Below are 26,168 nucleotides of genomic sequence, written 5' to 3' on the forward strand. Positions count from 1 at the left end.
TGTGTGTCACGCATTTTTGGCATTCGCTGTCAAAAGGTTGAAAGAGGCATCATGCAGTTCAGAAGATACGGCATTTATTACACGCCAGAGCCCGGCGCTCTGGCCGATTTTGGCGCCCAATGGCTGGGCTGGGATCCTGTGGCGGGCAAACACTGCCCCCATGCGGAGATCGCAGATCTTCCGCGCCCTGTGGAAGAGATCACCGCCATGCCGCGCAAATACGGGTTGCACGGCACCATCAAACCACCGTTTTTTCTGGCAGATGGCCATAGCCCAGAGGCTCTGCAAAAGGCGCTGGCCGGGCTCTGCGCCACGCTGCCCCCCGTCACACTGCCCAGCCTGACGCTGTCCCGCCTCGGCAGTTTTCTGGCACTGAAAATTGACGGCGACCAAACCCCGCTGGCCGCACTGGCCGCGCGCGCGGTCATCGAGCTTGATCGGTTCCGCCGCCCGCCCTCTGAGGCCGAGCTGGCACGCCGCCGTCAGGCGAATCTCTCTCCCCAACAGGAAGCGTTGCTCGCGCAATGGGGCTATCCCTATGTGATGGAAGAATTTCGCTTCCACATCACCCTCACCGGCCGCCTTGGCAAAGACGCAGAGCAAACCCAAGCCGCGCTCCAGCCCCACATCGCGCCGCTTTTGCCACAGCCCTTTGTGGTGGGCAGCCTGACCCTGATGGGCGAAGACGACAATCAGATGTTTCATGAAATCCAACGCTACGCCCTCACCGGCTGAAGCGCTTCCAGCGCGGTGGCCACCGTGGCCGCCAGCGCACCATCATTGGTCACCTCCACCACATCAGCCCCCGCGGGGCGCGATACACCGGCACGGGCCAGACGCGCGGCAATCTCCGCCTCCGTCTCTCGCCCCCGCGCCGCCAACCGCTGCGCCAGCGTCTGCACATCTGCGGTCAACGAAAGTACGGCAAAATCCTCAAACGCCGCCCGCGCCTGATCCAGCACGCCGCGCGACAGGTTCACCAGCACAATCCGCGCACCAGCCTGCTGCAACGCCTTGCGCGGCACACCATAGCGCAGCCCATGGGCCGCCCACCACAGCGCAAAAGAGCCTTCGGCCACCAGCGCATCAAACTCTGCATCCGTGGCCCCGATGGAGTTTTCCCCACCAGCGCCCGCTGCCCGCGTAATCACCCGTCGTGCCAAAACCACATCGGCGCGCGCCGCCGCCATGGCCTCCATCACCGTGTCCTTGCCGACGCCGGAAGGCCCCACGACCCCCACAACCCGCACAGGCAACGCCGTGTGTCCCATCACGCTGCTCCCTGCAGGCCAGGAGTAAAGACAGAGACATCAATCTCGCGGTCACAGACCTGATCACGCGCCGCCTCATCGTGGAAAATCCCGACAATCGCCGCCCCACGTGCCTTGGCCTCCTCAATCAGCCCCAGCACCGTGGCGCGGTTCGTGGCATCCAGTGAGGCTGTCGGCTCATCCAAAAGCATCGCCGGGTAAGTATGGGCAAAGCCGCGCGCAATGTTCACCCGCTGCTGCTCCCCACCAGAGAAGGACGTCGGGCTCAGCTGCCACAACCGCTCCGGGATGCGCAGCTGGGTCAGCAATTCCCGCGCACGCTCCCGCGCTGCTTCAGCATCCACGCCAACAGCCAGCAAAGGCTCTGCCACCACATCCAGCGTCGGCACCCGGGGCACCACCCGCAGAAACTGGCTTACATAGCCCAGCACATCACGCCGCAGCGCTAGGATCTCGCGCGGCTCAGCCTGCACCACATCCACGCCATCCACCAGGATAGAGCCGCCAGCGGCCAGGTAGTTGCCATAAATCATTCGCATCAGGGTGGATTTCCCCGCACCAGATGCCCCGGTCAGCGCCACACATTCCCCGCGCGCCACGCTCAGATTGGCCCCGTCCATCACCGGGATCACCGCGCTGCCCTGATTGTGCAGCGTGAAGGTCTTGCTCAGATCTCTAATCTCAATCATCTGATTTCTCATTCCCAAAATATCGTCGGGGGGAGTCGCTTTGCGACGGGGGGCACAGCCCCCCCTGCTCCCTATCAAACTTGCAGAACCGAACTCACCAGGAGCTGCGTATAGGCATGCTGCGGATCATCCAGCACCTGATCGGTCAGGCCGGTTTCCACCACATGGCCATCTTTCATCACCATCAGCCGATCCGCGAGCAAGCGCACCACTGCCAGATCATGGGTCACAATGATGGCGCTCAACCCCATTTCGCGCACCAACCCCCGCAACAGATCCAGAAGACGCGCCTGCACCGACACATCCAACCCACCGGTGGGTTCATCCATGAACACCAACCGCGGCCCGGTCACCAGATTGCGCGCAATCTGCAAACGCTGCTGCATGCCACCGGAAAACTGCGTCGGGCGGTCATCCACCCGGTTTTCCTGAATCTCCACCCGGCCCAGCCAGTCAATCGCCTCTGCGCGGATGTTGCCGTAATGGCGCGCGCCCACGGCCATCAGCCGCTCGCCCACATTGCCGCCCGCACTCACATTCATACGCAGACCATCACGGGCGTGCTGATGCACAAAGGCCCAGTCCGTCCGGCTCAACATGCGGCGCTCCGGCTCACTCATGGTGACCGTGTCTCGCATCGCGCCGTCGCGCATTTCAAACAGCACCTCGCCGGTTTCTGGAGACAGATGACCGGCGAGGCAGTTGAGCAGAGTCGACTTGCCTGACCCACTCTCCCCAACAATCCCCATGACCTCTCCGGGATAGAGATCAAAATTCACGTCTTTGCAGCCAATTCTCTGGCCATAGTATTTGCTGATATTCTCAACTTTCAGAAGCGGCGTCATGCGGCGGTCTCCTCAAGGGCTGCGGCCTGCGCGCCCACATGCCCGGCGGCACGGCGGCTGGCGCAATAGTCGGTGTCAGAACAGACAAACATCCGGTTGCCCGCATCATCCATGATGACCTCATCCAGATAGCTGTCCTCGGCACCACACATGTCACAGGGGTGATCGGCCTTGCTGGCCTCAAACGGGAAGTCCTCAAAATCAAGGCTCACCACCTGACAGTAAGGCGGCAGCGCGTAGATCCGCTGTTCACGCCCAGCGCCAAACAGCTGGATCGCCGCCATTTCCATCTTCGGATTGTCAAACTTCGGGATCGGGCTTGGGTCCATCACATAGCGCCCCTCCACCTTCACCGGATAGGCATAAGAGGTGGCAATCGCCCCGTGTTTGGCAATGTCCTCATAGAGTTTCACATGCATGAGGCCATATTCCTCAAGGCTGTGCATCTTGCGGGTTTCCACCTCTGAGGGCTCCAGAAAGCGCAACGGCTCCGGGATCGGCACCTGATAGACAAGGATCTGATCCTCGCGCAGCGACTCTTCGGGAATGCGGTGGCGGGTCTGAATGACACTGGCCTGCGCGGTTTCCTCTGTGGTATCCACACCGGCGGTCTTCTCAAAGAACTTTCGGATCGACACGGCATTTGTCGTGTCATCCGCGCCCTGGTCGATCACCTTCAGCGTATCCTCGGGCGTCAGCGTGGCGGCAGAGACCTGCACGCCCCCCGTGCCCCAACCATAAGGCATCGGCATTTCGCGGCTGGCAAAAGGCACCTGATAGCCCGGAATGGCAAGCCCCTTCAGGATAGCACGGCGGATCATCCGCTTGGTCTGCTCATCCAGATAGGCGAAATTATAGTCAGACATGTTCTGGCCCTCTCAAGGTAAGCCCTAAATTGCGCGCATGTGGTTTGCCGAGAATAGGATAGTGCACCCGGAGTACGTGCCGCAGGCACGGACCGCGCCCGACCCTCCCCACGGGAGGGCGCATTGCGCCGTTTTGCACGTCACCTGCTTTGGCGCGCATGGCGGCTGAAGTGTCACCAGCACAACGTGTCAATGCGCCCACCCAGGCTCGGGCGCGGTCCTCTCGGTTTACGCCTCGAAGCTTCATTCCGCCGCCTCCTGCACCGGTGCCACATTTTCCATCGCCTCGCGGCGCAGCTTACGGATCAGCTCCAGCTCAGACTGGAAATCCACGTAATGCGGCAGTTTGATGTGCTCAAGGAACCCCGTCGCCTGAATGTTGTCAGAATGATAGAGCACAAACTCCTCATCCTGCGCCGGCGCGCCGAGGTTGTCTTCGCCCAGCTCCTGCCAACGCAATGCGCGGTCCACCAGCGCCATGGAAATCGCCTTGCGCTCGGACTGGCCAAACACCAACCCATAGCCGCGTGTGAACTGCGGCGGCTCGGTTTTGGAGCCCTGAAACTGGTTCACCGTCTCACATTCGGTCAGCTCGATCTCGCCGATCTCAATGGCAAAGCCCAGCTCCGGGATTTCCATCTCCACCGCGACCTTGCCAATGCGCAGCTCCCCCACAAAGGCGTGGTTGCGCGCATAACCCCGTTGCGTGGAGTAAGCCATCGACAGCACAAACCCCTCATCGCCCCGCGTCAGCGCCTGCAGGCGCAGCGGGCGATTTGCGGGCAACTCCAGCGGTTCACGCGTCAAATCACCGGGTGTTTCCTCCGAGCTGACCTCTGTCTGGATCAGCCCCTCTTTGTTAAGAAACTCGGTGATATGCGGCGTCGGTTCCGCCCGTGCTTCGCCACGCTCAACCACAGGCGTCTCGCCCTCTGCGGCCAGCGCAAAATCCAGCAGACGGTGGGTATAATCAAACGTCGGCCCCAAGACCTGTCCACCGGGCGCATCCTTGAAGGTGGCCGAAATCCGGCGGTCACAGGCCATCTCTTCGGTCAACACCGGCTCCGACGCTCCAAAGCGCGGCAATGTGGTGCGATAGGCGCGAATGAGGAAAATCGCCTCAATCATATCGCCGCGCGCCTGCTTGATCGCCAGCGCCGCCAGATCCGGATCATAAAGCGAGCCCTCCGCCATCACCCGGTTCACCGCCAATGCCAACTGCTCGCGGATCTGCGCCACCGACAGCTCCGCCACAGTCTGATCGCCCCGACGTTCTTCGGCCAGCCACGCATGCGCATTGTCAATCGCGCGCTCGCCGCCTTTCACTGCAACATACATCAGGCCGCCTCCACTTTCGTTGTTCTCGGCAAGGCGGAAACCTGATCCCCGCAGGTGAAGAAGAAATCGAGCCCCAGAGGGAACAACAGTGCATTCCTCTGAAACGCCTCTGTTTCCGGCAGTGCCATCTCAGCCGTTTCCTTGATGCCCGGGCCACGCAGGGTTACACCCTCTTGCCCAAGCGCCACGCGCTCCACAATCAATGTGGCGGAACGGTCCGGGTATTCCGGCGTGCCAATGGCAAATTGGCTGAGCGGCGCAAGCGCCTCCCAAGTGCCCACCGCAAACATCGCCTCAGACGCCGCCACAATCGGCGCGCCCACATGAAACGCCACCCAGTCGCGCACCTCTTTGCAGTCCCAGTCACCCGCCAGATGCAGCGGCGTGTCCGGATCACACAGCGTCAGGATCAATGTACCCGCCGCCGTGGACATCGGTGCTGGCGGCACTGCACCCGCCAAAGTCTCTATAGTGCCCGGTCGCGCCATCACAGTCAGAAGCCCGCGAAACGCCCGCGCTGCCTCAACAGGCGCATTGGCAAACCCACCTTTCAGAACATCTGCGTTCATCAATCCTCTCCCCGCACCATGGTGAAGAAATCCACCTTTGTGGCCGCAGCCTTTTCCGCCCGCGCGGCTTTGGCCTCCGCAAGCTCATCACCCAGCGGCGTCAGGATGGCGGCGTCCACCGCCGCCGCCTCCGGCCCCTGCATCAGCGCATCCACCAACGCGGCAATCTCTGCCTTCTGCTTGTCACGCCCCTGCACATAGCCATGGCCCACCGCTCCACTCTCCAGCTGCAAGGCACAACGGGTCAGCGTCATTTCTCCGAGGTTGAAGGGCGCACCGGTGCCGCCAAGGCGCCCACGCACCATGGTTGCGCCAATTTCTGGCGCGCGCAGCCAGTGAAATGCGGGATCCGCGCCATACGCCTGCCAAAGCGCTTTAAGCCGCTCTGCCGGCGCCTTGGCCAACAGCGACATCCATGCGCGCCTGTTATTCTCTGCGGTCATCTAGACACCTTGTCGATTTGTCTATTATCCTATACAACTAGACAAATGTTAGCTTTGCGACGCGAGTCGCGCAATCCATCACCTCATGAAGTTTTCATGACACAGGCCCATCCATGACCCGCAAACGCACTCCGATCTGGCACTCCATCGCTAGCACCCTGACCGAAGACATTGCCGAAGGCCGCTATGGCCCGGGGGACAAGCTCCCTACAGAGGCCGAGCTCTCCGCACGCTTTGGCGTCAATCGTCACACAGTGCGCCATGCCCTGAAGTCTCTCGCCGAGAACGGCCTCGTGCATGCGCGCCGCGGTGCCGGCGTGTTTGTGGCACAGGTGCCCACCGACTACGCCATCGGCAAACGTGTCCGCTTTCATCGCAACATCACACAGGCGGGCCGCCTGCCCGGCAAAGCCGTCCTGCATTTAGAAACCCGCAGCGCTGATGCGGAAGAATGCCGTGCGCTCGACCTGCCTCCCGGTTCACAGGTGCATGTTTACGACGGGCTTTCGCTGGTGGATGACAACCCCATTGCCCTGTTTCGCAGCACCTTCCCCGCTCTGCGCTTTCCCAGTCTGCTTCAAGACCTCGATCGGCTGCGCTCTGTCACCGAAGCGCTCAAGGAACACGGCGTTGCAGACTACACCCGCGCTTCCACCCGCATGAGCGCAAAAAGGGCCAGCGCAACACAGGCTCTGCATTTAAAAATTGCCGAAGGTGATCCCATCCTGCGCACTGTTGCCGTGAATGTGGACACAGAACAGACACCCGTGGAATTTGGCACCACATGGTTTGCCGGCGATCGCGTCACCCTGACCATGGCCGAATAGTCCAACCTCCGGTTTTCCAGAGCAAGGACCGTCACGCAGACGACATAAAACACCCCTAGAAGAGGCTCAAAATCAGATTGAGCATCCCTATGTCCAGCTTCGAACTCTCCCTGCGCCTGACCGGTGCAAAAGTCTTGTGTGACGGCGCATTGCAAGAGCGTCCACTGGCCTTTCACGCCGGAAAAATCACAGATGCGGCCCTGCCGGAGGTGGATCTCTCTGGATATCTATTGCTGCCGGGCATCATCGATCTGCATGGGGACGCGTTTGAAAGACATATTGCTCCACGCCCCTCCGCCCCGTTCCCCATGGAAATGGGGTTGCGGGCCACAGATCGCGACGCTGCTGCCAATGGTGTGACAACCGCCTGGCTGGCCCAAAGCTGGAGCTGGGAAGGCGGCCATCGCGGGCCAGAGGCCGCCGAAAGCCTGATGGCAGCATTGGATCACTACCGCACGCACGCCCATACGGACCTGCGCATTCAAATTCGCTGTGAAACCCACACAACAGAAACCCATGACCGGCTTTTGACTGCCATTAAAGCGTATGAGATCGACTATGTGGTTTTCAACAACCACCTCGAAGAAGCTCTGATGCTGGCGCGCGAAAAACCCGAAGAAATCGCGCTCTGGGCCAAAAAGGCCGGGCGCACAGCAGAGGAACATATGGCACTGGTCCGGGCTGCCTTTGATGAAAGCCCACGGGTGCCGCGCTATCTCTGCTCGCTGGCAGAACAGTTTGACCGGATCGGCGTGCACTATGGCAGCCATGATGACCCGGATGGAGATACGCGTGAGCGCTATTCGGTGCTGGGGGCCCGGATTTGCGAATTTCCCACGACCCGCGGTCCGGCCGCCGTTGCTAAGGCCGTGGGCGATCACGTGATCATGGGCGCCCCCAACATCGTGCGCGGCGGCAGTCAGGCTGGCAATATCCAGGCCGCACGCCTGGTGGCCGATGGCCTCTGTGATGCTCTTGTGTCAGACTACCACTACCCAGCGCTGTCAAAAGCCGCGTTTCGTCTGGTGGAAGACGGGCTCTGTGATCTGCCACAGGCATGGGCGATGATCTCATCCAATCCTGCGGCCATCATGGATTTGGAGGATCGGGGGACGCTGGACCTTGGTAAACGCGCAGATATTGCCATCGTGCACCCTGTCACCCACGCCATCGAAGGCACCATCGTCGCCGGCCATATCACACATCTGACAGGCACGGCGGCACGGCGGTTTTTCTCAGCCCTGCAAGGCGCGCAACTCGCTGCGGAGTGATCCGCCGCGAGCTTTGCTCCCTCAAGATCCATATGGTCTTCAACAGGCCTCGACTGTCAAAGCGGATCACCCGTTGTATTTTTCCAGAAAGGCTTCGGCAGATAGCGCACGAAAATCCGTCAGCGCTGCGTGCAAATCCTCATGGGGCCAGTCCCACCAAGCCAGTGCCATAAGACGATCCGCCACTTCCGGGCTAAATCTGGCACGCAACGGTGTCGCAGGCATGCCCGCCACAATCATATAAGGCGGTACATCTTTGGTCACCACGGCCCCACTCGCCACGATGCTGCCATGGCCCAAAGTGACCTCGGGCTTGATCATAGCCCCATGACCAACCCAGGTATCATGGCCAATTGTGGCCACGCGTTGTCTGCGCTGCTCAAAGAAGGCGTGATCCGGTTCTGCCCCCTCAAAATAATCATCAGATCGGTATAGAAAATGGTGCAGCGAGGCCGTCTCCATCGGATGATCCGTGGCACCAATCCGTGTGAAGGCCGCGATATTGGCAAATTTGCCAATCTTGGCATTGGCCACTTCGGCCATGCGGTCACAATAGGAATAGTCGTCAAAATGCGCTGAAATGATCCGGCTGCCCTGCCCGATCTCCACATACCGCCCAAACGTCGCCTCATGCAGAATACAATCTGCGTGGATGGTGGGGTGCTCTGCCGAAAGTCTGGGCATAGGCGGCTCCTGTTGTCTTTGAACTTTTTGCCTCCGGCGGGAGTATTTTTAGGTCAGAAGAAGCACGCCGGCGCCCGCTTCTTCTGACTGGAAATACTCTCGCCGAAGGCGTCTTTAAAAACCGGGCAGATCAATGTCCGCTCTCGTCTCCTGTGATGAGCTTGCGGCGCAACCAGCCAGAGAACCAATCCATCACCATAACCATCAGGATGATCAGCACGATGTAATAGGTCACCTCTTCCCAGTCCTTCTGGGTGATCATCGCCTGTGTCAGCATCAGGCCAATGCCGCCGCCGGTGATCGCGCCAATGATGGTCGCGCTGCGGGTGTTGGATTCCAGGAAATACAGCACCTGGCTCATCAAAACCGGCGTCACCTGAGGGATCACCCCAAAGCGATAGCGCTGGACCGGTTTTGCCCCGGTAGACTGCACCCCTTCGATCTGTTTCTGATCCACATTCTCCAGAGCTTCAGAGAACATTTTGCCAAAGGAGCCCGTATCCGTGATCAGGATGGCCAAAGCGCCTGTCAGAGGGCCGGGGCCAAAAGCACGCGCCAGAACAATGGTCCAGATCAGAGCATCCACACCGCGGAAAAAGTCAAAAAAGCGGCGGGTGATTTGGCGTACAACCACAAATGGCGTGAAGTTTTTGGCCGCCAGAAAGGCCAGCGGCAGCGCGACGATGGCCGCGCCCATCGTGCCAAGGAAGGCCATCAGAATGGTCTCAAAGATCGCCCAAGCCACATCCTGATGGCGCCACATCTTATTGGTCCAGAAATCCTGCCAGATCGCAGAGGCCTCACCGCCCAGCGCGCGCGCCATCACCTCTCCCACAGGCAGGCCGTGATAGGGGCTATCGAGCGTGAAGAAGAAGAGTTCCCAACCGGTGAAATACCGGAACACCTCGGTGCGGTTGCGAGTGATGGTCAGCCGCCCGGCTTCGGTGGTGATGGTCATGCGGTTCTTGGAGGCATTGATCCATTCCGGCGTCTCGCCTTCCGGCAAAACCGCCTGTACCCCTTTGGCGCGGCTTGGCTGCGCCGTGATCACGCCATACTCCGGCACATCATAGCTGACGAAATTATCCGCCCCAAATGTCACCACATGGCCATCACCCAGATCAATCACCGTATCGGTGTCCCCAAGCGTGACCCACTCAGGAGAGGTGCCCTGCGGATAGGTGCCCTTGCGCTCCCCCTCGATGGCCACGGAGACATCCCCTGACCGGTTGTCGCGTGTCACATGGGTTTTGTAGCTGTAGCTGTCTGCTACCAGCGCGCGGGCATTGTCAGCATCAAAGCGCTGCGCCAACCCCAAAATATCGAACGCAAAGAAGATATAGGCCAGATAGGCCACCACCAACACAGGCAGCCCAAAACTCATCAGCTTTTTCTTGGCAAAGTGACGATCCGCCTGGATCTTCAGAAAGTCGGTTTCATTGGCTGTGATACTCATGCCGAGGCCTTCTCAAGTTTGCGCTCAGTTTTGCCGTGTGTCAGGCGCTCGCGCACCAGAGAGGAGAGCTGATCCACCACCACAATGGTGGCAAACAGCAGAATGAAGATCGCCGCAGCCTCATCATATTGGCCTTTGCCCCAGCTCATTGCGTTGCGCAGCTCATAGCCGATGCCGCCTGCGCCCACGAAGCCAAGGATGGCAGAGGCGCGAATGTTCACCTCAAAGCGCAGCAGGGCGTAGCTGAAGTAGTTTGGTGCCACCTGTGGGATTACCCCCAGCCACATACGCTGGGTCCAGCTTGCACCGACGGATTGCAACCCCTCCACGGGCTTGAGAGACGCGTTTTCATTGACCTCCGAGAACAGCTTGCCCATCGCGCCCGCGGTGTGGAAAGCAATCGCCACCATGGCCGGCACCGGCCCGCCCCCCATCACAAAGATCAGAACCAGCGCAATCACGATTTCCGGCATGGCACGCATGATGTCCATGATCCGGCGGAACAGCGGAATGAGCCGCGGCCATTTGGCCATGCCCCGTGTGGACAGCAGTGACAGCACCATACCCAGCATCGTGCCAATCAGCGTGGAGGCCGCCGCGATATTGATCGTTTCAATCAGAGAAGGCAGGAATTTCCAGAGATGCGCTGGCAGCTCTCCCGCTTTCTCAAAAGCCTCCCCAAGAACTTCCTTGGGGAAATCAAACAACCTGTGCAGACCCTCCCAGAATCCACCGGCATTGCGGTCATCCGCAACCATAAACCCCGTCACCATCAAAGTGACAAAGACAATCAGGATGATGCCATCCATCATGCGTTTGCGTCGCACCTGCGCCATGTAGTCTGCACGAATGCCGCCCGCATCGCGGGACATGCCGGTCATATCTGTCATGAGAGCCCCTCAGTCAGGAAACAGGCCCTGCGGATACGCAGGGCCTGCTCAAAATGGTGAAGTCGCTTTAGTTGGACTTCAGTTTACGTGCTTCGATGATCACTTCGTAAGCATCGTGACCAATCGGCTGAACACCTTTGGCCTCACCGGACAGCACGCCATAGGCGCAGTCTGGGTCGATGGATGGCAGGGAGGCCATCAGCGCGGTGAACTTCACTTTTACGTCTTCAGGAAGCGCTTTACGCAGAACGATTGGACCTTCTGGGATCGGTTTGGACTGCCAGATTTTGACCAGTTCGTTCATGTCCACGAGACCCGCGTCAACCGCACGACGCAGCGCGCCGGAGTTGTAGCCGTCTTCCCACTCGCCCAGACCGTCGGCCCAGGTCACACCGCCGTCAAAGTCGCCGTTGTTCACGCCAACGATGGTCTGCTCGTGGCCACCGGAGAATTTCACTTCGCCGAAGTAGTCACCAGAGGTCATGGTGGAGCCGGTCACTTCTGGGATTTCGATGGATGGGATCAGGAAGCCGGAGGTGGAGTTCGGATCGCCAAAGCCAAAGGTCTTGCCCTTCATGTCTTCCAGAGAGGTAATGCCGCTGTCCTTGCGAGCAAAACCGATGGAGTAGTAGCCATAGCCGCCATCCACGTTCACTTTCACGAGGATCGGCTCAACCGCTTCCGGGTCAGACAGATAGGTCTTTGCGTAGCCGGATGCGCCCAGCCAAGCCATGTCGATGGTGCCGCCCAGCAGGCCCTGGATCACACCGTTGTAGTCGGCAGGAGCGAAGAGTTTGGTGGGCACGCCCAGCACTTCTTCGGTTTTGGCGCGCAGGCACTCGTTGTTGTTCAGACGGTCCTGAGCGTTTTCGCCACCGAGTAGACCAATGCGGAATTCGCTAATCTCTTCAGCGAAAATAGGTGTGGTCAGAGCGGTGGTCGCCAGAACGGCAGCAAGCAGTTTTTTCATCGTTTTCTCTCCAGTTGGTAAAAACCCCACGCATCCGTCGCGTGGGGTGTGATGAAAGTCAGGCAAGTTCGGGGGAAGCGGCGGCGGCAGGCTTAAAGCCTTCCGGACGGTCCAGCGTCTCGATCTCGGTCGAGGTGGCCGCTTCGCTAAAGGAGGCATCGGCACCATAGATGTCGCGCGCCACACCGGTGGTCAGCTGCGCGGGGGTGCCGTCAAACACGATGCGCCCATCGCGCATGCCGATCACACGGTCACAATAGCGCCGTGCGGTGTCCAAAGTGTGCAGGTTGGCAATGACCATACGGCCATCTTCTTCGTGGATCTGACGCAGGGATTGCATCACCACCTGTGCGTTCATCGGATCCAGCGAGGCAATCGGCTCATCCGCGAGAATGATCTTGGGGTCTTGCATCAGCGCACGGGCAATCGCCACACGCTGCTGTTGCCCACCGGAAAGCGCTTCGGCGCGTTTGGCGGCATGTTCGGCAATGCCCAGACGGTCCAGAATGTCGATCGCGCAATGGATATCCGCATTGGGATAAAGATTGAACATCGTTGCCAGCGTATTGCGGCGGTTCAACGTGCCATGCAGCACATTGGACACCACATCCAGACGCGGCACGAGGTTGAACTGCTGAAAGATCATCGCGCATTCGCTTTGCCAACGGCGCTTGGCAGCGCCTTGTAGCGCGGTCACATCACTGCCCTCAAAAGCAATGCGGCCACTGGTGGCATCGGACAGGCGATTGAGCATCCGCAACAATGTGGACTTCCCTGCGCCGGAGCGCCCGATGATCCCAATCATGGCTGGCTTGTCCACGGTGATGTTGGCTGCATCCACCGCCACATTCGGGCCAAAGGCCTTGGTCAGATTCTCGATATTCAGCACGGTTTGTCCCCACGTCTAATGCGGGGCGAGAGCTACAGGCCGAATCCAAACGTTAAATGTCGGTTCAATGAAGGTTGTGTAACGAAGTAAGACTCCCTCAATCGCTTTGCCAAAAACCTGTCATGCCTCGATTTGGGCCAAATACCGCACCCCCAAGAATCTCTGTCCACCATATAGGCTGGCGCAAACCGCCCAGCGCATCACGCAGGGCTTCTTGGCGACGTCCGCATCCGCCCAATATACGGATAAAATCAAGCAATCGAAAAAACCCGCCCCATGATGTCGATTTCTCTCTTGACCCTGCTGCGCGAACACCCTAAATCGCACCCCACTTACGGCGGTATAGCTCAGTTGGTTAGAGCAGCGGAATCATAATCCGCGTGTCCGGGGTTCAAGTCCCTGTACCGCCACCAAGAATTCCAAAAGCCCGGATGGATCGCCATCCGGGCTTCGCTTTTTAAGATCCTTCAGGGATCTTCAGACTCAATTTATGCTGCTGTTTGCTCTGCAACGACCTCCGCAAACTGCGTGAAGAACTTTGCTGAAAGTTTCTTCGCCGTCCCTTGAATGAGACGACTGCCCAGCTGCGCAATTTTGCCACCAACCTCGGCTTTCGCTTCATAGGTCAGCACCGTCTCTGCGCCATCCTCGAGCAAAGTGACTTCCGCACCACCTTTGGCAAATCCAGCCGCGCCGCCTTTGCCTTCTCCTGTCAACGTGAACCCATCCGGCGCGCCGCTGGTGTCCAGAAAGACTTCTCCGGCAAACTTTGCCTTTACCGGGCCGATTTTAAGCACCACCTTGGCCTCCAGATGCTCAGGCGCATGCTGCTCCAGCTCTTCACATCCGGGAATGCACTGTTTCAGCACCTCCGGATCATTGAGCGCCCGGTACACCACGTCGCGCGGTGCCGAAATACGAATTTCGTCTTTTAGTTCCATCTGGTCTCTGCCTTTCTTGGTCTCAACAACACTTCGGGAACACCCGCAGCGCCTCTTCCGCCGCCTCCCCAGGTGTCATTCCCTCTCGCGGCGCCCAAAACGCCCGCCATTTTTCACGCAGTTTTTTCATCGCGGTCCTCCCGTTCTGCTGTACGCGCATCCTGATGACGCCACTGTATGATCTCAGCCAATATCGAGAGCGCGATCTCATGCGGATCCACCCCGCCAATATCGAGCCCAGCCGGGCTCTTCAGGCGCGCCACCTGCGCCTCCGCCATGCCCGCAGCCACCAGCTTGTCACAAAGCACCCGCGCTTTCTTGCGGCTGGCCACCATGGAGACCCGCCGCGCAGACGTTTCCAAAGCAGATCGCAGCGCCGCACTGTCCCCCTGCCCCTGACTGGCAACCAGCACAAAATCACGCGCTTCAACCTGCCCGATGCCTTCGCCGCCATGACACACCCGAAACCCCGCGAGGGTCGCATGCGCCGCCACGGCCTGCGCAATTGGCGTGTCACCAAAAATCACAAGCCTCTGCGGCTGCCGGTAAGGCTCCAGCAAAAGATCCACCGTGCCGCCTGAGGGACAGCCGCTCTTGAAAGTTTGCACCCCATCCGGATCAAGCAAGGTAACCACCTTATCAGACGGCTTCACGCGGATCATGCGGGGGGTGCCCTGTGTCAGCGCCTCTTCCGCCGCCGCCTTAACCGCCCGCTTGACACAGGCCCCTCCCAGATGGCCGATGATCTCGCCCTCACTGCTCACAGCCGCCTTGGCACCGGCTTTGGCAGAGGTCACATCCGCCGTGCGCACCACTGTCGCGACACAAAACGGCGCCCCCTGCGCCCGCAACTGCGCCACCGTGTCAAAAATATCAAATTCCGCCATGCGGCCCTCCCTCACAGTTTCGCAAATTCCTGCTCCAGCGCGCCCAGCGCCTCCAACGTGTTTGCCGGCAGATGCGCATCCAGATAGGGCAGCGCCGCCTGCATGCTTGCCGCCACTGGCGCATAATCCCGCCAGCCTTTTAGCGGGTTCAACCAGACAATCCGCCGCGCCTTTTTCCTCAGTTTGGCCAAAGCCGCGCCCAGCGCCTCCGGATCAGAGGTGCAATAGCCATCCGACAGAATGATCACGACCGTCCGCCCATTCAGAGCCCGCGCGCCATAACCATTCAGGAAACGCTCCAGCGATCCGGAAATATCCGTGCCCCCGCCAAAGCCTTCCGCCATCAGCGACAGCCGCGAGGCCGCCCGCAGCGTGTCATGATCGCGCATCGCATCCGTCACCCGCATCAGCCGGGTGTGAAACAGATAGGCATCGGTGCGCGTCTCACTGCTCACCAGTCCTTTGAGAAAGGCCAGAAACACCCGTGCATAAACCGTCATCGAGCCACTCACATCACAGAGCGCTACAATCTGCATCGGTCTTGGTGGCCGCGCCCGCCGGTGAAGCTCCAACGCCTCACCACCACGTGCCAGCGAAGCCCTCTGAATACGGCGCATGTCGAGCTGCTGGCCGCGCAGCGCCTGCTTGCGCCGCCGTGAGCGCCGATCCCGTATCACGCGCGCAATCCGCACCGCCGCCGCTTCGGCGCGACGCAGGCTGTCCTCATCCATCAACTCCCGCAGATTCCGCTGGGTCAGGTTATCCGTCCGGGTCGCAATCAGCCGCCCATCGGTGCCTTCTGCCTCACCGTCCCCGCCATCCGGGGCCAAGGCCTCTTCAGCACTCTCTACGCCACCTTCAGCACTCTCGCCAAAATGCATCTGCCACAACAAGGGCCGCGCCGCCTGCACCTTCACATGATCGCTTTTTGCCGCCCCTTGCTTCTGTTTGCCTGCGTTGAACCAATAGGCATCAAACAGGTCATCAAACTTGCGCCAGCTCTCAGCGTCCCCAGACAACAGAACACAAAGCGCTTCACGCGCCTGCGCCACATCCGTCGCCTCCACCGCCGCCAAAGCCGCCAGCGCATCACCGGTTTCTGCCACGCCCACAGACAGGCCATTCATACGCAAATGTGCCATGAACCCCGCCATGCGGTCGGCCAAACCTTCGGCACGGGAGGGAAACCGCGTCACCTGCATCAGGCGACCTTTCCAATCAGCCGGTCCATCACCTCACGTGGGGCCGCATCATAATCTGCCGCAGTCTTCAGCAGACACACCAGTGTCGCTTGCACCGCCTCCGGGTTCTGCGCCAAATCATTGACCCCCAGCCCAGCCAACGCCGCCGCCCAGTCCAGCATCTCCGCCACCCCCGGCGCCTTCTCAAGCTCCTCGCGACGCAGATCCTGCACCACGCCCACAATCTGACGCGCCAACAAGCCTTCCATCTCCGGCATCCGCGTGCGCAGGATCGCCAGCTCGGTCTCCAGATCCGGATACTCCACATAGGCATAAAGACAGCGCCGCCGCAGCGCGTCTGATAATTCCCGCGTGCCATTGGCGGTCAAAATCACCATCGGGCGTGTCACCGCCTCAACGGTTCCCACCTCCGGAATGGTGATCTGAAAATCAGACAGCACCTCCAAGAGGTAAGCTTCGAATTCCTCATCAGCCCGGTCGATCTCATCAATCAGCAGCACGGGGGGCTGCTCCTGTGTGATCGCTTCTAGCAGCGGACGTTTTAACAGATAATCTTCCCCAAACAGCGCCGCCTCCGCCATTCCGCCCTGCGCCTCAGACGCGCGGATCGCCAGCAGCTGGCGCTGATAGTTCCACTCATAGATCGCGTGGCTTGCGTCTAACCCCTCATAACACTGCAACCGGATCAGCTTGGTCTCATGCACCGCCGCCATCGCCTTGGCGACCTCGGTTTTGCCAACCCCCGCAGGCCCCTCCAGCAGCAGGGGCCGCCCCAGGGTTTCCGCCAGATGCAACGCCATCGCAAGGCGCGTATCCGCCACATAGCCCTCTTCTGCCAGCGCAGATTGCACATCGTTCACGCTCATCGCGCGCCCCTCACCTTCTCATTCTCAAAATATCCCCGCCGGAGGTCCCCGCCCGCAACGCGGGCGAGGGCATAAGCGGATCAGCCATGCAGGCCCAGATCGTTGGCGGTCTTCCAGATCCGCCAGTGATCATGCGGCATATTGGTCTGGGTCAGACCAAAGGCGCGGAAGGCATCATGCACCGCATTGGAAAAACAGGGCACACCGCCCACATGCGGGCTCTCGCCTACGCCTTTGGCACCAATCGGATGATGCGGGCTTGGGGTTACGGTGTAGTCTGTCTCATAGTTAGGCACTTCCCAGGAGGTCGGCAGGAAGAAATCCATCAGCGTGCCGGTCTTCACATTGCCCATCTCATCATAAGCAATCTCCTGCCCCAGCGCCACGGCCAGCGCCTCGGTCAGACCACCATGAATCTGCCCTTCGATGATCATCGGGTTGATCCGCGTGCCACAGTCATCCAGCGCATAGAAACGGCGGATCTCCGGCACACCGGTGTCCACATCAATGTCCATGACACAGACATAAGCGCCAAACGGATAGGTCATATTGGGCGGATCATAATAGCTCACCGCCTCAAGCCCCGGCTCAATCCCCGGAATGGCCTGATTATAGGCGGCAAAGGCGATCTCTTTCATCGTCTTGAACCGCTCCGGCGCGCCTTTGACCACAAACCGATCCACGTCAAATTCGACGTCATCGTCATGCACCTCAAGCAAATAGGCCGCAATCATCTGCGCCTTCGCACGGATCTTGCGCCCAGCCATCGCTGTCGCGGCCCCCGCCACCGGGGTAGAGCGTGACCCATAGGTGCCAAGCCCATAGGGTGCCGTGTCCGTGTCGCCTTCCTCAATGGTGATGCTGTCCGCAGGCAGGCCTATCTCGGTTGCAAGGATCTGCGCAAATGTGGTCGCATGCCCCTGCCCCTGACTGATCGTGCCCAGCCGCGCAATCGCAGAGCCTGTCGGGTGAATGCGGATCTCACAGCTGTCAAACATGCCCAGCCCAAGGATATCGCAATTCTTCACAGGCCCCGCGCCGACAATCTCGGTAAAGAAGGTCAAGCCAATGCCCATCAAGCTGCGGGTCTTGCCGGCTTTGAAATCCTCAATCCGCTGCGCCTGCTCGGCGCGTAGCCCTTGGTAATCCACAGCCTCCATCGCCTTGTCCCAGGCGGTGTGGTAATCGCCGCTGTCATATTCCCAGCCAAGGGCCGACTGATAGGGGAACTGCTCTTTCTTGATGAAGTTGATCCGGCGCAGCTCTGCTGCATCCATATTGAGCTTGATCGCCAGAACCTCAATCATCCGCTCGATGAAGTAGACCGCCTCCGTCACGCGGAAGGAACAGCGATAGCTCACCCCACCCGGCGCTTTGTTGGTATAAACCCCATCCACAGCCAGATAGGCTGTCGGAATGTCATAAGAGCCGGTGCAGATGTTCATGAACCCAGCCGGGAACTTGGTCGGGTCGGCGCAGGCGTCAAAACCACCGTGATCAGCGGTCACATGACAATGCAGCCCGGTGATCTTGCCCTCTTTGGTGGCCGAAATCTTGCCGCTCATCCAATAGTCCCGCGCGAAAGCCGTGGTCATCAGATTTTCCATGCGGTCTTCGACCCATTTCACCGGCCGCCCGGTGACAATGGAGGCAACAACCGAACAGACATAGCCCGAATACGCGCCCACTTTGTTGCCAAAGCCGCCGCCGATATCGGGGCTGATCACCCGGATATTGTGCTCCTCAATGCCCGAAATCAGTGACACAACGGTGCGGATCGCATGGGGCGCCTGAAACGTGCCCCAAAGTGTGAGCTTGCCTGTGACTTTGTCCATCGAGGCCACAGAGCCGCAGGTTTCCAGCGGGCACGGATGCGTGCGGTGGTAGTACATGGTCTCTTCCGCGACCACCTCGGCCTCCGCCATCACCGCGTCTGTTGCCGCCTCATCGCCCTGTTCCCAGGTGAAGATGTGGTTGGGGTGATTGCGCGGCCCATGCGCGCCGTCGGTGGCTTTGCCGTTTTCATCCACGGTGTCTTCGCGCAACACCACGTCGGATTTCAGCGCCTCAAACGGATCCACGATGACAGGAAGCTCTTCGTACTCGACTTCCACCAGTTCCACCGCATCAGCCGCCGCATAGCGATCTTCGGCCACCACAAAGGCCACCTCTTGGCCCTGAAACAGCACTTTGCCATCCGCCAGCACCATCTGCTTGTCACCGGCCAAAGTTGGCATCCAGTGCAAACCAAGCGGTTCCAGATCCGCCGCAGTGATCACAGCCACCACGCCGGGCACCTTCATGGCCTCTTCCGCGTTGATGCTCACCACCCGCGCATGGGCATAGGGCGAGCGCACAAAGTCGCCAAACAGCATGCCATCAAGCTTGATGTCATCCACATAGTTGCCGCGCCCTTGGGTAAAGCGCACATCTTCCACGCGTTTGCGGGCACAGCCCATGCCTTTGAGATTGGCGGCGCGTTCTTCGGGGGTCGGTGTCATGTCATTCATTCTGCCGCCTCCTTCTGAGCGTTCAGCGTGTCCGCCGCAGCGGCAATCGACTTCACAATGTTCTGATATCCGGTGCAGCGGCAGATATTGCCCGCCATACCAAAGCGGATCTCTTCTTCGGTTGGGTTCGGATTTTCCTGCAACAGGCGGTGCGCGCGGGTAATCATCCCCGGCGTGCAGAAGCCGCATTGCAGCCCGTGATGCTCACGGAACATCTCCTGCAGCACCCCAAGGCTGCCGTCCTCATTCACCAGACCTTCCACAGTGGTCAGCTTTTTGCCCTGCGCCTGAGCCACAAACACGGTGCAGCTTTTGACCGATTTGCCGTCCAGATCCACCGTGCAGGCCCCACAATGAGAGGTCTCACAGCCGATATGCGGCCCGGTGATGTTCAGGTTTTCACGCAGAAAATGGATCAAAAGCGTGCGCGGCTCCGCAAGCCCTTCCACCTCTTTGCCATTCACGGTCATCTTTACATGCATCTTAGACATGATTTCCCCCCCTCAGCTCGCACGGCTCTGCGCGCGGTCAATCGCGCGGCGCAGGATCACACCCGCCACATGTTTCTTGAATTCCACCGGCCCGCGGTTGTCCGCAACCGGATCAATCGCGCCAATCATCGCGCTGACACAGCCGTCAACGTCCCCCGCCACCAGCGCCGCGCCAGCCGCGTCAGACCAGATCGGCGTGTCCGCGAGGTTGGTCATCGCCACCGACGCCGTGCCGCCGCCAATCATCACAGCCGCTGCCGCCGTGGCATAATCGCCAATCTTGCGCTTCTGCTTTTCATAGGCATAGCCGGTACCGCTTGCCGGTACAGGAATGGTGATCCGCGTGAGAATCTCTTCGTCGTCGCGCGCCGTAAAATAGGCCGCCTCGTAAAACTCACGGGCCGCGACCGTCCGCGTGCCATCTGGCCCACTGAGCTCATAGCTGGCATTCAGACATTGCATCAGCCCGGGCATATCATTGCCCGGATCACCATTGGCCACATTGCCGCCCACGGTGCCCACATACCGGACCTGCGGATCGGCAATCAGCAGCGCCGCCTCTTTGATCAGCGGCACAGTCTGTGACAACCCCTCATGGGTGATCAACTCATGCTGTGTCACCATCGCCCCGATGGCCACCGCATCGCTACCGATCTCAATACCCTTGAGCACCTCAATATCCTGCAGATCGATCAAATGGCCCATCTCGGCCATACGCAACTTCATCATCGGGATCAGGCTGTGCCCACCCGCGATCACCCGCGCCTCATCTCCGTGTTTCTCTAATATCGACACTGCACCGGCAATGTCAGACGGCCGGTGGTATTCGAACCCCGCTGGTATCATCTGGCTTGTCCTCCCTCGCCCGCACAGTGCAGGCCTCAGCCACAACTTCGCCCGCGATCCGGCACCTGAAGCGAGCCTTTAAAAACAGACCGCGCGGTTCGTTGCACGAAATGCGAATGAGCTGCACGAGTTGCGAAAATGCCCTCAGCAAGGTGTTTCTGCTGCAGTCGGGCATAGGTCGTCGTGCCTGCTGTGGCCGTGCCGCTATGTCTCGCGTCCTTCATTCACATGAAAACCAAAACGCCTCCGGCTTTGAACAGGTTGCACGACGACTTACCTGCTCATAAGTGAACCAGACAATCTCTGTTCCCGGTTCATGAGACATAGGCATATGGCTTGGCACATGCTCACGGCGGAAAACGCCCCCTATCTGGCAAACGCTCGTCTGGATTTCAGTACATGGCTTGAAACCACAGGCGCGCCACCGCCCGTCGCCTTCACCTCACAGGCTGATCTTGAAACCTGGGCCAGCACAATCGGCACCATGCAGCTTGTGCCGCATGGGCGCAGTGGTAGGGCATTCCGTATACATGGCATGTTAAAGGCGGGTTGGTACTATGATCAGATCTGGGCCGCCAAAGGGTATCGCGGGTATCGAAATCTCATGCTGCGACAGGCCAGAGACGGATTTGGTGTTGCCCCGGAAGCGCTCCGCGGCATCGACGCAGATCACGTCATTGCCCGCACGATACTCAGAAAACTCCCACACGCATGGGTGGCCATCTTTCCGGTGCCTGCCATTTCCAACCGGCCTTTTGGCAGAATCGAAAAACGCCTGCCCAAAGCCTATCCAAACACAAGCGCCATTGAACTCTCTCCAATTGCGGCACTCAAATTATATTGTGGCTGCTACCCTAAAACACTGGCAGAATTGGATGCCGCCATGACAGACATCCGTGGCCAGATCATGCCAGATACGTCCAGTATGCACCACTTTCTGGACGACATGCAGCGTGGCTTTGCGCCCTTTATTTCACCTTCATAGGTCCACACACGCTCCACTGTCCCTCTCCCAGACAGAAGGCGGCAGTCTCAAAGCCCCAACGCCTCGCGCAAAGCCCCCATGCGCGAGCGGCTGACCGGCACTTTGGGCAGGCTGTTCACCTCCTCAAAATACAGCGTGCCATTGTCTTTCTTGCGCTCAAAACTGCTCACATGCGCCGGGTTGACCAAATAGCTGCGATGCGCCCGCAAGAACCCGGCGCCCTCCAGTCGGTTGTCTGCCTCGGTGATGGACCACGGGCAGAAGAGTTTCTCCGCCTCAAGGTAGAGCACACAGTAGTGCCCCTCCGCCCGGATCGCGGCAATCTGACCGGGATCTGCGAAAAACGTCTGCCCCTCGCGCTCAAACGGCACCCCCGCCGCGCCGCCGACGGGTGGCGTTGACGCGACCATCGCCTCATGCGCAGGCGCGTCAGATTCAGATACAGGGGCTTCAGAAATCGCGCCGTTTTCCTCAGCGGTGCCAACAAAAGTGATCCCGGTCAGGAGAAATGCGCCGCAAATCAGGAACACGGCCACGGTCACGCCCATTGCCAAAACCTGATTGTCCAGCGCCGGCCCCGCCACATTGGCCACATCACTGACGGTAAAACCCGTCAGGGCAATGGCCACAAAATGCATGGAAAACACCGCTAGACCAAAACACACGGTACCCAGCAAAATATTGCGCTGAGTGCGCGCGCCATAAGCCACCCAGATCGCAAGCACCGACAACAGCAGAGAGGCCAGCGTCGACAGAGCAATGTCAGCCACGCCGTTGATGGGTCGACACAGCTGCATGCCCGCCATGCCCACAAAGTGCATCACCACAATGCCCAGCCCCACGATTCCGCCCGCGCCGACGACCACCTGCGGCGTACGCGGTCGAAAATGCAGCAGCAAAAGCGCCAGCCCCACCATCAAGATGGCCACAAGCGCAGAAATCAGCGTGATCAAAGCATCATAGAAAAACAGAATCGGCAGCTGAAGCCCAAGCATGGCCACAAAATGCATCGACCATATGCCGCCACCCAGCACCACAGCGGCCAGCGCCACCACCACTTTACGTCGCCCATCGGGCAACGCATTGGCCCCGCGCGTCAGCGTCAGCCCAGTAAAGCCAGCCATCAAAGCCACAGCCAGAGATGTGGCCACAAGCCACGGGTTGTGCGAAAAGTCCAACACCCGCTGCAATCCTCCCCAATCGCTGCCGTTTTGGTCGCTGCCGCAACGCTAGCAAACCCTCGGGGAGCACGCAATTTATGCCTGCACTTTTATACTGTTACCTTAGCCAAACTGCAGTGACCTCCACCGTACAGCTGCGACAACTTCGGCACAGGGCCATCAGATCACATGTACTCACACCCGCCAAACCTTGCTCCTGTCCCGCTTTTGCGGCTACGTGAAGGCACGCAGCAAAGACGAGCGCCAGCAATGAGCACCACGATCTATATCCTGAATGGACCCAACCTGAACCTTCTGGGTAAGCGGGAGCCGGAGATTTACGGCCATGACACGCTGGCCGATGTTGAGGCGCAATGCGCAGAGGTCGGCGCGAAACTTGGCCTGTCAGTCAAGCTGCTGCAATCCAATCATGAAGGCGAACTGGTCGACTGGATACATGAGGCGCGCACGCAAGGCGCCGGGATCATCATCAATCCGGCCGCCTACAGCCATACCTCAGTGGCCATTCTCGATGCGCTCAACACATTTGAGGGCCCGGTTCTGGAGGTGCATATCTCCAACATCCACAAACGTGAGGCCTTCCGGCACCACTCCTATATATCGGCCCGCGCCGAGGGCGTGATTGCAGGTTTCGGCGTGGAAGGCTACGCGCTGGCCATGCGCCGCATGGGCACGCTACTGGGCTGAACCTGCTCTCCCGCATGCCATGCAAGGTCTCGGCGCACGTCCCAAAGATCACGTGCGACTCTCTGACCTACCCTCATCACTTCTTCCGCATCGCATCCATCAGCGCAGCGCCCAATGCGCCATTGCCGCTGTCCTGCTGCTTGGGCTTGGCACTGTAGTTGCCTCCGCCGCCGCCACCGCGCGGTCCTTTCCCACGCGGTCCGCCAGCAGGCCCACCGCGCCCTTTGCCGCCAAACCCAGCGCGTGCATTGCGGTCTTCCTTGGCTGAGGCCCCGCCATCTTTGCGCATGGAAAGTCCAATGCGTTTGCGCGGCACATCCACTTCGGTCACAGTCACCTTCACCACATCCCCGGCTTTCACCACCTCATGCGGGTCTTTCACAAAACGATCCGCCAACTGGCTCACATGCACCAGACCATCCTGATGCACGCCCACATCCACAAAAGCCCCAAAAGCCGCCACATTGGTCACGGTCCCTTCCAGTACCATGCCGGGCTTGAGATCTGAAATCTCCTCAACCCCATCCGCAAAGGTCGCGGTCTTAAACGTCGGGCGCGGGTCACGCCCAGGCTTTTCCAACTCGCTCAGAATATCGCGCACCGTTGGCAGACCAAACTTCTCGGAGACAAACTCCTCCGCCCGCAGGCGTTTCAGCGCCGCACCATCGCCCATCAGGCTACGCACATCCCGCCCACAGGCCGAGACAATTTTGCGCGCCACATCATAGGCTTCCGGATGCACCGCGCTGGCATCAAGCGGTTCATCACCTTCGGTGATCCGCAAAAAACCCGCGCATTGCTCAAAGGCCACAGGCCCCAAGCGCGCCACTTTCAACAGCTCTTTGCGCGAGCCAAAGGCGCCGTTCTCATCCCGATGCGCCACAATCGCCTCTGCCAGCCCGGGTCCAAGGCCCGACACATGCGCCAGCAAGGGGGCCGACGCCATGTTCAGATCCACACCTACCGCGTTCACCGCATCTTCCACCACCGCTTCCAGAGATTTGCCCAGACGATGCTGATCCACATCATGCTGATACTGGCCAACCCCGATGGACTTCGGCTCAATCTTCACCAGCTCCGCCAGCGGGTCCTGCAAACGCCGCGCAATCGACACAGCCCCGCGCAAGGATACATCCAGCCCCGGGAACTCCCGCGCTGCCAGCTCACTTGCGGAATAGACCGAGGCACCCGCTTCGCTCACCACCACTTTGGTCGGCGCTTTCACATCTTTGGGCAAAAGCTTCAGAACCTCGCCCACCAGCTTCTCACTCTCCCGGCTCGCCGTGCCGTTGCCAATCGCAATCAGCTCCACGCCGTGTTTGGCAATCAACGCCAGCAAGGTCGCCTCAGCACCCCGTACATCGTTCTTAGGCTGAAACGGATAAATCGTGGCCGTATCCAGCAGCTTGCCGGTGGCATCCACCACCGCCACTTTACATCCCGTGCGAATGCCCGGATCCAGCCCCAAGGTGGCCTTTGCCCCCGCCGGTGCCGCCAGCAGCAGATCTTTCAGGTTGCGTGCAAACACGGCAATCGCCTCTTCCTGCGCCCGCGCGCGCAACTCCCCCATCAAATCCACTGTCATGCTCAGGCTCAGCTTCACCCGCCAGGTCCAGCCCGCCACTTTGCGCAGCCACAGATCACCGGGCGCCTCACTGCGGGTGTCGAGATAGCTCGCCACCATCGCCTCGGCGCGCTCTTTACCGCCTTCCGCATCCGGACCGATGTCCAGCGTGATCACGCCTTCCTTGGAGGCCCGCATCATTGCCAGCGCCCGGTGGCTTGGCACTTTGGACCACGGCTCGGAATGCGCGAAGTAATCCGAAAACTTCGCCCCCGCCTGTTCCTGACCGGGGATCACCTTGGCGGCCACAATCGCTTCTTTCTGCAAGAAGCTGCGCAGCTCGCCCAATAGCGTGGCGTTCTCTGTCAGCCCTTCGGCGACGATATCGCGCGCGCCATCCAGCGCCGCTTTCACATCGGCCACGTTTTCGGTGAGGTATCCTGCCGCCAGCGCCTCCGGATCCGCCGCGCGATCCGCCAAAATCGCCTCTGCCAATGGGGCCAGCCCGTTCTCGCGTGCGATCATCGCCTTGGTGCGGCGCTTGGGTTTGTAAGGCAGATAAATATCTTCCAGCGCGGCTTTGGTCTCAGCCCCCACAATGGCTTTGGCCAGCGCATCGGTCATCTTGCCCTGCTCGGTGATCGAAGCCGCCACGGTCTCGCGCCGCGCTTCCAGCTCCCGCAGATAGGCCAGCCGATCCGCCAATGTCCGCAGTTGACTGTCGTCCAAGCCCCCGGTCACCTCTTTGCGGTAGCGCGCCACGAAAGGCACCGTCGCGCCTTCATCCAAAAGCTTCACAGCCGCGCCAACCTGATCTTGTTTGGCAGCGATCTCGCCTGCAATGGTGCGGAAAATGCGGGTGCTTGTGTCCACGGGTGGGGTCTCCTCAAAACCTTGGGAGACCCTTCTTAGCATTGCCCGCGTCAGGGCCAAGTGCGGATTGCCGTGCTGAGAAGAAATGCGCCGAAAACACCGCCGCAAAACCGCCCCACCCATCATC

26 protein-coding genes and 1 tRNA gene are annotated in these 26,168 nt (G+C 59.9%); 6 read left to right on the forward strand and 21 right to left on the reverse strand.

Translation table 11 applies throughout. From position 1 onward, the window contains the following. Nucleotides 1-51: 51 nt before the first annotated feature. Nucleotides 52-735 carry a DUF1045 domain-containing protein gene (locus J7382_RS13385; protein ID WP_209069507.1) on the forward strand — a complete coding sequence of 228 codons (684 nt, stop codon included), beginning with the start codon at nucleotides 52-54 and terminating at the stop codon, nucleotides 733-735. Here the strand turns inward: J7382_RS13385 and phnN are convergent. The 7 genes from phnN to phnG form a co-directional block, all read right to left on the reverse strand. After that, the gene (phnN, locus tag J7382_RS13390) at nucleotides 717-1,271 is read right to left on the reverse strand and encodes a phosphonate metabolism protein/1,5-bisphosphokinase (PRPP-forming) PhnN (protein WP_209069509.1); all 555 of its coding nucleotides are present in this window, start codon (nucleotides 1,269-1,271) and stop codon (nucleotides 717-719) included. The genes J7382_RS13385 and phnN overlap by 19 nt on opposite strands. Further along, the gene (phnL, locus tag J7382_RS13395) at nucleotides 1,271-1,960 is read right to left on the reverse strand and encodes a phosphonate C-P lyase system protein PhnL (RefSeq protein WP_209069511.1); all 690 of its coding nucleotides are present in this window, start codon (nucleotides 1,958-1,960) and stop codon (nucleotides 1,271-1,273) included. Before phnL ends, phnN begins: the two co-directional genes overlap by 1 nt. A gap of 74 nt (nucleotides 1,961-2,034) precedes the next feature. Beyond that, nucleotides 2,035-2,805 carry a phosphonate C-P lyase system protein PhnK gene (gene phnK / locus J7382_RS13400; RefSeq protein ID WP_209069512.1) on the reverse strand — a complete coding sequence of 257 codons (771 nt, stop codon included), beginning with the start codon at nucleotides 2,803-2,805 and terminating at the stop codon, nucleotides 2,035-2,037. Next, complete coding sequence (locus J7382_RS13405; protein ID WP_209069515.1) at nucleotides 2,802-3,671, reverse strand: alpha-D-ribose 1-methylphosphonate 5-phosphate C-P-lyase PhnJ; 870 nt, start codon at nucleotides 3,669-3,671, stop codon at nucleotides 2,802-2,804. Before J7382_RS13405 ends, phnK begins: the two co-directional genes overlap by 4 nt. Nucleotides 3,672-3,914: 243 nt before the next feature. Then, nucleotides 3,915-5,009 carry a carbon-phosphorus lyase complex subunit PhnI gene (locus tag J7382_RS13410; protein WP_209069517.1) on the reverse strand — a complete coding sequence of 365 codons (1,095 nt, stop codon included), beginning with the start codon at nucleotides 5,007-5,009 and terminating at the stop codon, nucleotides 3,915-3,917. Further along, the gene (phnH, locus tag J7382_RS13415) at nucleotides 5,009-5,578 is read right to left on the reverse strand and encodes a phosphonate C-P lyase system protein PhnH (protein ID WP_209069519.1); all 570 of its coding nucleotides are present in this window, start codon (nucleotides 5,576-5,578) and stop codon (nucleotides 5,009-5,011) included. Before phnH ends, J7382_RS13410 begins: the two co-directional genes overlap by 1 nt. Further along, entirely contained in the window at nucleotides 5,578-6,021 is a 444-nt protein-coding gene (gene phnG / locus J7382_RS13420) for a phosphonate C-P lyase system protein PhnG (RefSeq protein ID WP_209069521.1), read from the reverse strand. Before phnG ends, phnH begins: the two co-directional genes overlap by 1 nt. Before the next feature lie 113 nt (nucleotides 6,022-6,134). Here phnG and phnF point away from each other — a divergent pair, with 113 nt between their 5' ends. Together phnF and J7382_RS13430 are read left to right on the forward strand one after the other, a co-directional pair. Beyond that, nucleotides 6,135-6,848 carry a phosphonate metabolism transcriptional regulator PhnF gene (gene phnF / locus J7382_RS13425; RefSeq protein WP_209069523.1) on the forward strand — a complete coding sequence of 238 codons (714 nt, stop codon included), beginning with the start codon at nucleotides 6,135-6,137 and terminating at the stop codon, nucleotides 6,846-6,848. A gap of 89 nt (nucleotides 6,849-6,937) precedes the next feature. Beyond that, nucleotides 6,938-8,119, forward strand: coding sequence for an alpha-D-ribose 1-methylphosphonate 5-triphosphate diphosphatase (locus tag J7382_RS13430; RefSeq protein WP_209069525.1), 1,182 nt, complete (start codon nucleotides 6,938-6,940; stop codon nucleotides 8,117-8,119). 66 nt (nucleotides 8,120-8,185) lie between these two features. On the opposite strand, the gene J7382_RS13435 is transcribed toward J7382_RS13430, so the two are convergent. The 5 genes from J7382_RS13435 to phnC all read right to left on the reverse strand — a co-directional run bounded on the left by J7382_RS13435 (nucleotide 8,186) and on the right by phnC (nucleotide 13,008). Continuing rightward, entirely contained in the window at nucleotides 8,186-8,803 is a 618-nt protein-coding gene (locus tag J7382_RS13435) for a chloramphenicol acetyltransferase (RefSeq protein WP_209069526.1), read from the reverse strand. A gap of 130 nt (nucleotides 8,804-8,933) precedes the next feature. Then, entirely contained in the window at nucleotides 8,934-10,259 is a 1,326-nt protein-coding gene (phnE, locus tag J7382_RS13440) for a phosphonate ABC transporter, permease protein PhnE (RefSeq protein WP_209069528.1), read from the reverse strand. Then, a complete protein-coding gene (phnE, locus tag J7382_RS13445; RefSeq protein WP_209069728.1) occupies nucleotides 10,256-11,140 on the reverse strand; it encodes a phosphonate ABC transporter, permease protein PhnE in 885 nt (294 codons plus the stop codon). Before phnE (J7382_RS13445) ends, phnE (J7382_RS13440) begins: the two co-directional genes overlap by 4 nt. A gap of 76 nt (nucleotides 11,141-11,216) precedes the next feature. Then, nucleotides 11,217-12,119, reverse strand: a complete 903-nt coding sequence (gene phnD, locus J7382_RS13450) for a phosphonate ABC transporter substrate-binding protein (RefSeq protein WP_209069530.1) — start codon at nucleotides 12,117-12,119, stop codon at nucleotides 11,217-11,219. 58 nt (nucleotides 12,120-12,177) lie between these two features. Further along, the gene (gene phnC, locus J7382_RS13455) at nucleotides 12,178-13,008 is read right to left on the reverse strand and encodes a phosphonate ABC transporter ATP-binding protein (protein WP_209069532.1); all 831 of its coding nucleotides are present in this window, start codon (nucleotides 13,006-13,008) and stop codon (nucleotides 12,178-12,180) included. Nucleotides 13,009-13,344: 336 nt separating this feature from the next. On the opposite strand from phnC, the gene J7382_RS13460 reads away from it, so the two are divergent. Beyond that, nucleotides 13,345-13,421 (forward strand) — tRNA-Met (locus tag J7382_RS13460). A gap of 75 nt (nucleotides 13,422-13,496) precedes the next feature. On the opposite strand, the gene J7382_RS13465 is transcribed toward J7382_RS13460, so the two are convergent. The 7 genes from J7382_RS13465 to J7382_RS13495 all read right to left on the reverse strand — a co-directional run bounded on the left by J7382_RS13465 (nucleotide 13,497) and on the right by J7382_RS13495 (nucleotide 20,751). Continuing rightward, nucleotides 13,497-13,949, reverse strand: a complete 453-nt coding sequence (locus tag J7382_RS13465; RefSeq protein WP_209069534.1) for a carbon monoxide dehydrogenase subunit G — start codon at nucleotides 13,947-13,949, stop codon at nucleotides 13,497-13,499. 113 nt (nucleotides 13,950-14,062) lie between these two features. Beyond that, the gene (locus J7382_RS13470) at nucleotides 14,063-14,836 is read right to left on the reverse strand and encodes an XdhC family protein (protein WP_209069536.1); all 774 of its coding nucleotides are present in this window, start codon (nucleotides 14,834-14,836) and stop codon (nucleotides 14,063-14,065) included. Between the two features lie 11 nt (nucleotides 14,837-14,847). Then, the gene (locus tag J7382_RS13475) at nucleotides 14,848-16,038 is read right to left on the reverse strand and encodes a VWA domain-containing protein (protein ID WP_209069538.1); all 1,191 of its coding nucleotides are present in this window, start codon (nucleotides 16,036-16,038) and stop codon (nucleotides 14,848-14,850) included. Continuing rightward, nucleotides 16,038-16,904 carry a MoxR family ATPase gene (locus J7382_RS13480; protein WP_209069540.1) on the reverse strand — a complete coding sequence of 289 codons (867 nt, stop codon included), beginning with the start codon at nucleotides 16,902-16,904 and terminating at the stop codon, nucleotides 16,038-16,040. Before J7382_RS13480 ends, J7382_RS13475 begins: the two co-directional genes overlap by 1 nt. An 80-nt stretch (nucleotides 16,905-16,984) precedes the next feature. Further along, nucleotides 16,985-19,414 carry an aerobic carbon-monoxide dehydrogenase large subunit gene (locus tag J7382_RS13485; RefSeq protein ID WP_209069542.1) on the reverse strand — a complete coding sequence of 810 codons (2,430 nt, stop codon included), beginning with the start codon at nucleotides 19,412-19,414 and terminating at the stop codon, nucleotides 16,985-16,987. Next, nucleotides 19,411-19,905, reverse strand: a complete 495-nt coding sequence (locus tag J7382_RS13490) for a (2Fe-2S)-binding protein (RefSeq protein WP_209069544.1) — start codon at nucleotides 19,903-19,905, stop codon at nucleotides 19,411-19,413. Before J7382_RS13490 ends, J7382_RS13485 begins: the two co-directional genes overlap by 4 nt. A gap of 12 nt (nucleotides 19,906-19,917) precedes the next feature. After that, on the reverse strand, nucleotides 19,918-20,751 hold the full coding sequence (locus tag J7382_RS13495; protein WP_209069546.1) for an FAD binding domain-containing protein: 834 nt from the start codon (nucleotides 20,749-20,751) through the stop codon (nucleotides 19,918-19,920). Between the two features lie 331 nt (nucleotides 20,752-21,082). Here J7382_RS13495 and J7382_RS13500 point away from each other — a divergent pair, with 331 nt between their 5' ends. Next, nucleotides 21,083-21,736 (forward strand): hypothetical protein, encoded by a 654-nt coding sequence (locus J7382_RS13500; RefSeq protein ID WP_209069548.1) that lies wholly within the window; start codon nucleotides 21,083-21,085, stop codon nucleotides 21,734-21,736. Between the two features lie 47 nt (nucleotides 21,737-21,783). Here J7382_RS13500 and J7382_RS13505 read toward each other — a convergent pair whose 3' ends face one another. Then, the gene (locus J7382_RS13505; protein ID WP_209069550.1) at nucleotides 21,784-22,917 is read right to left on the reverse strand and encodes an MHYT domain-containing protein; all 1,134 of its coding nucleotides are present in this window, start codon (nucleotides 22,915-22,917) and stop codon (nucleotides 21,784-21,786) included. 249 nt (nucleotides 22,918-23,166) lie between these two features. Between J7382_RS13505 and aroQ the strand changes: the two genes are divergently transcribed. Beyond that, entirely contained in the window at nucleotides 23,167-23,604 is a 438-nt protein-coding gene (gene aroQ, locus J7382_RS13510) for a type II 3-dehydroquinate dehydratase (protein WP_209069552.1), read from the forward strand. Between the two features lie 76 nt (nucleotides 23,605-23,680). On the opposite strand, the gene J7382_RS13515 is transcribed toward aroQ, so the two are convergent. Then, nucleotides 23,681-26,041: a Tex family protein gene (locus J7382_RS13515; RefSeq protein ID WP_348540029.1), complete on the reverse strand. Its 2,361-nt coding sequence runs from the start codon at nucleotides 26,039-26,041 to the stop codon at nucleotides 23,681-23,683. Nucleotides 26,042-26,168: the final 127 nt, after the last annotated feature.

This window comes from Shimia sp. R11_0, assembly GCF_017744035.1.
GTDB lineage: Bacteria > Pseudomonadota > Alphaproteobacteria > Rhodobacterales > Rhodobacteraceae > Shimia > Shimia marina.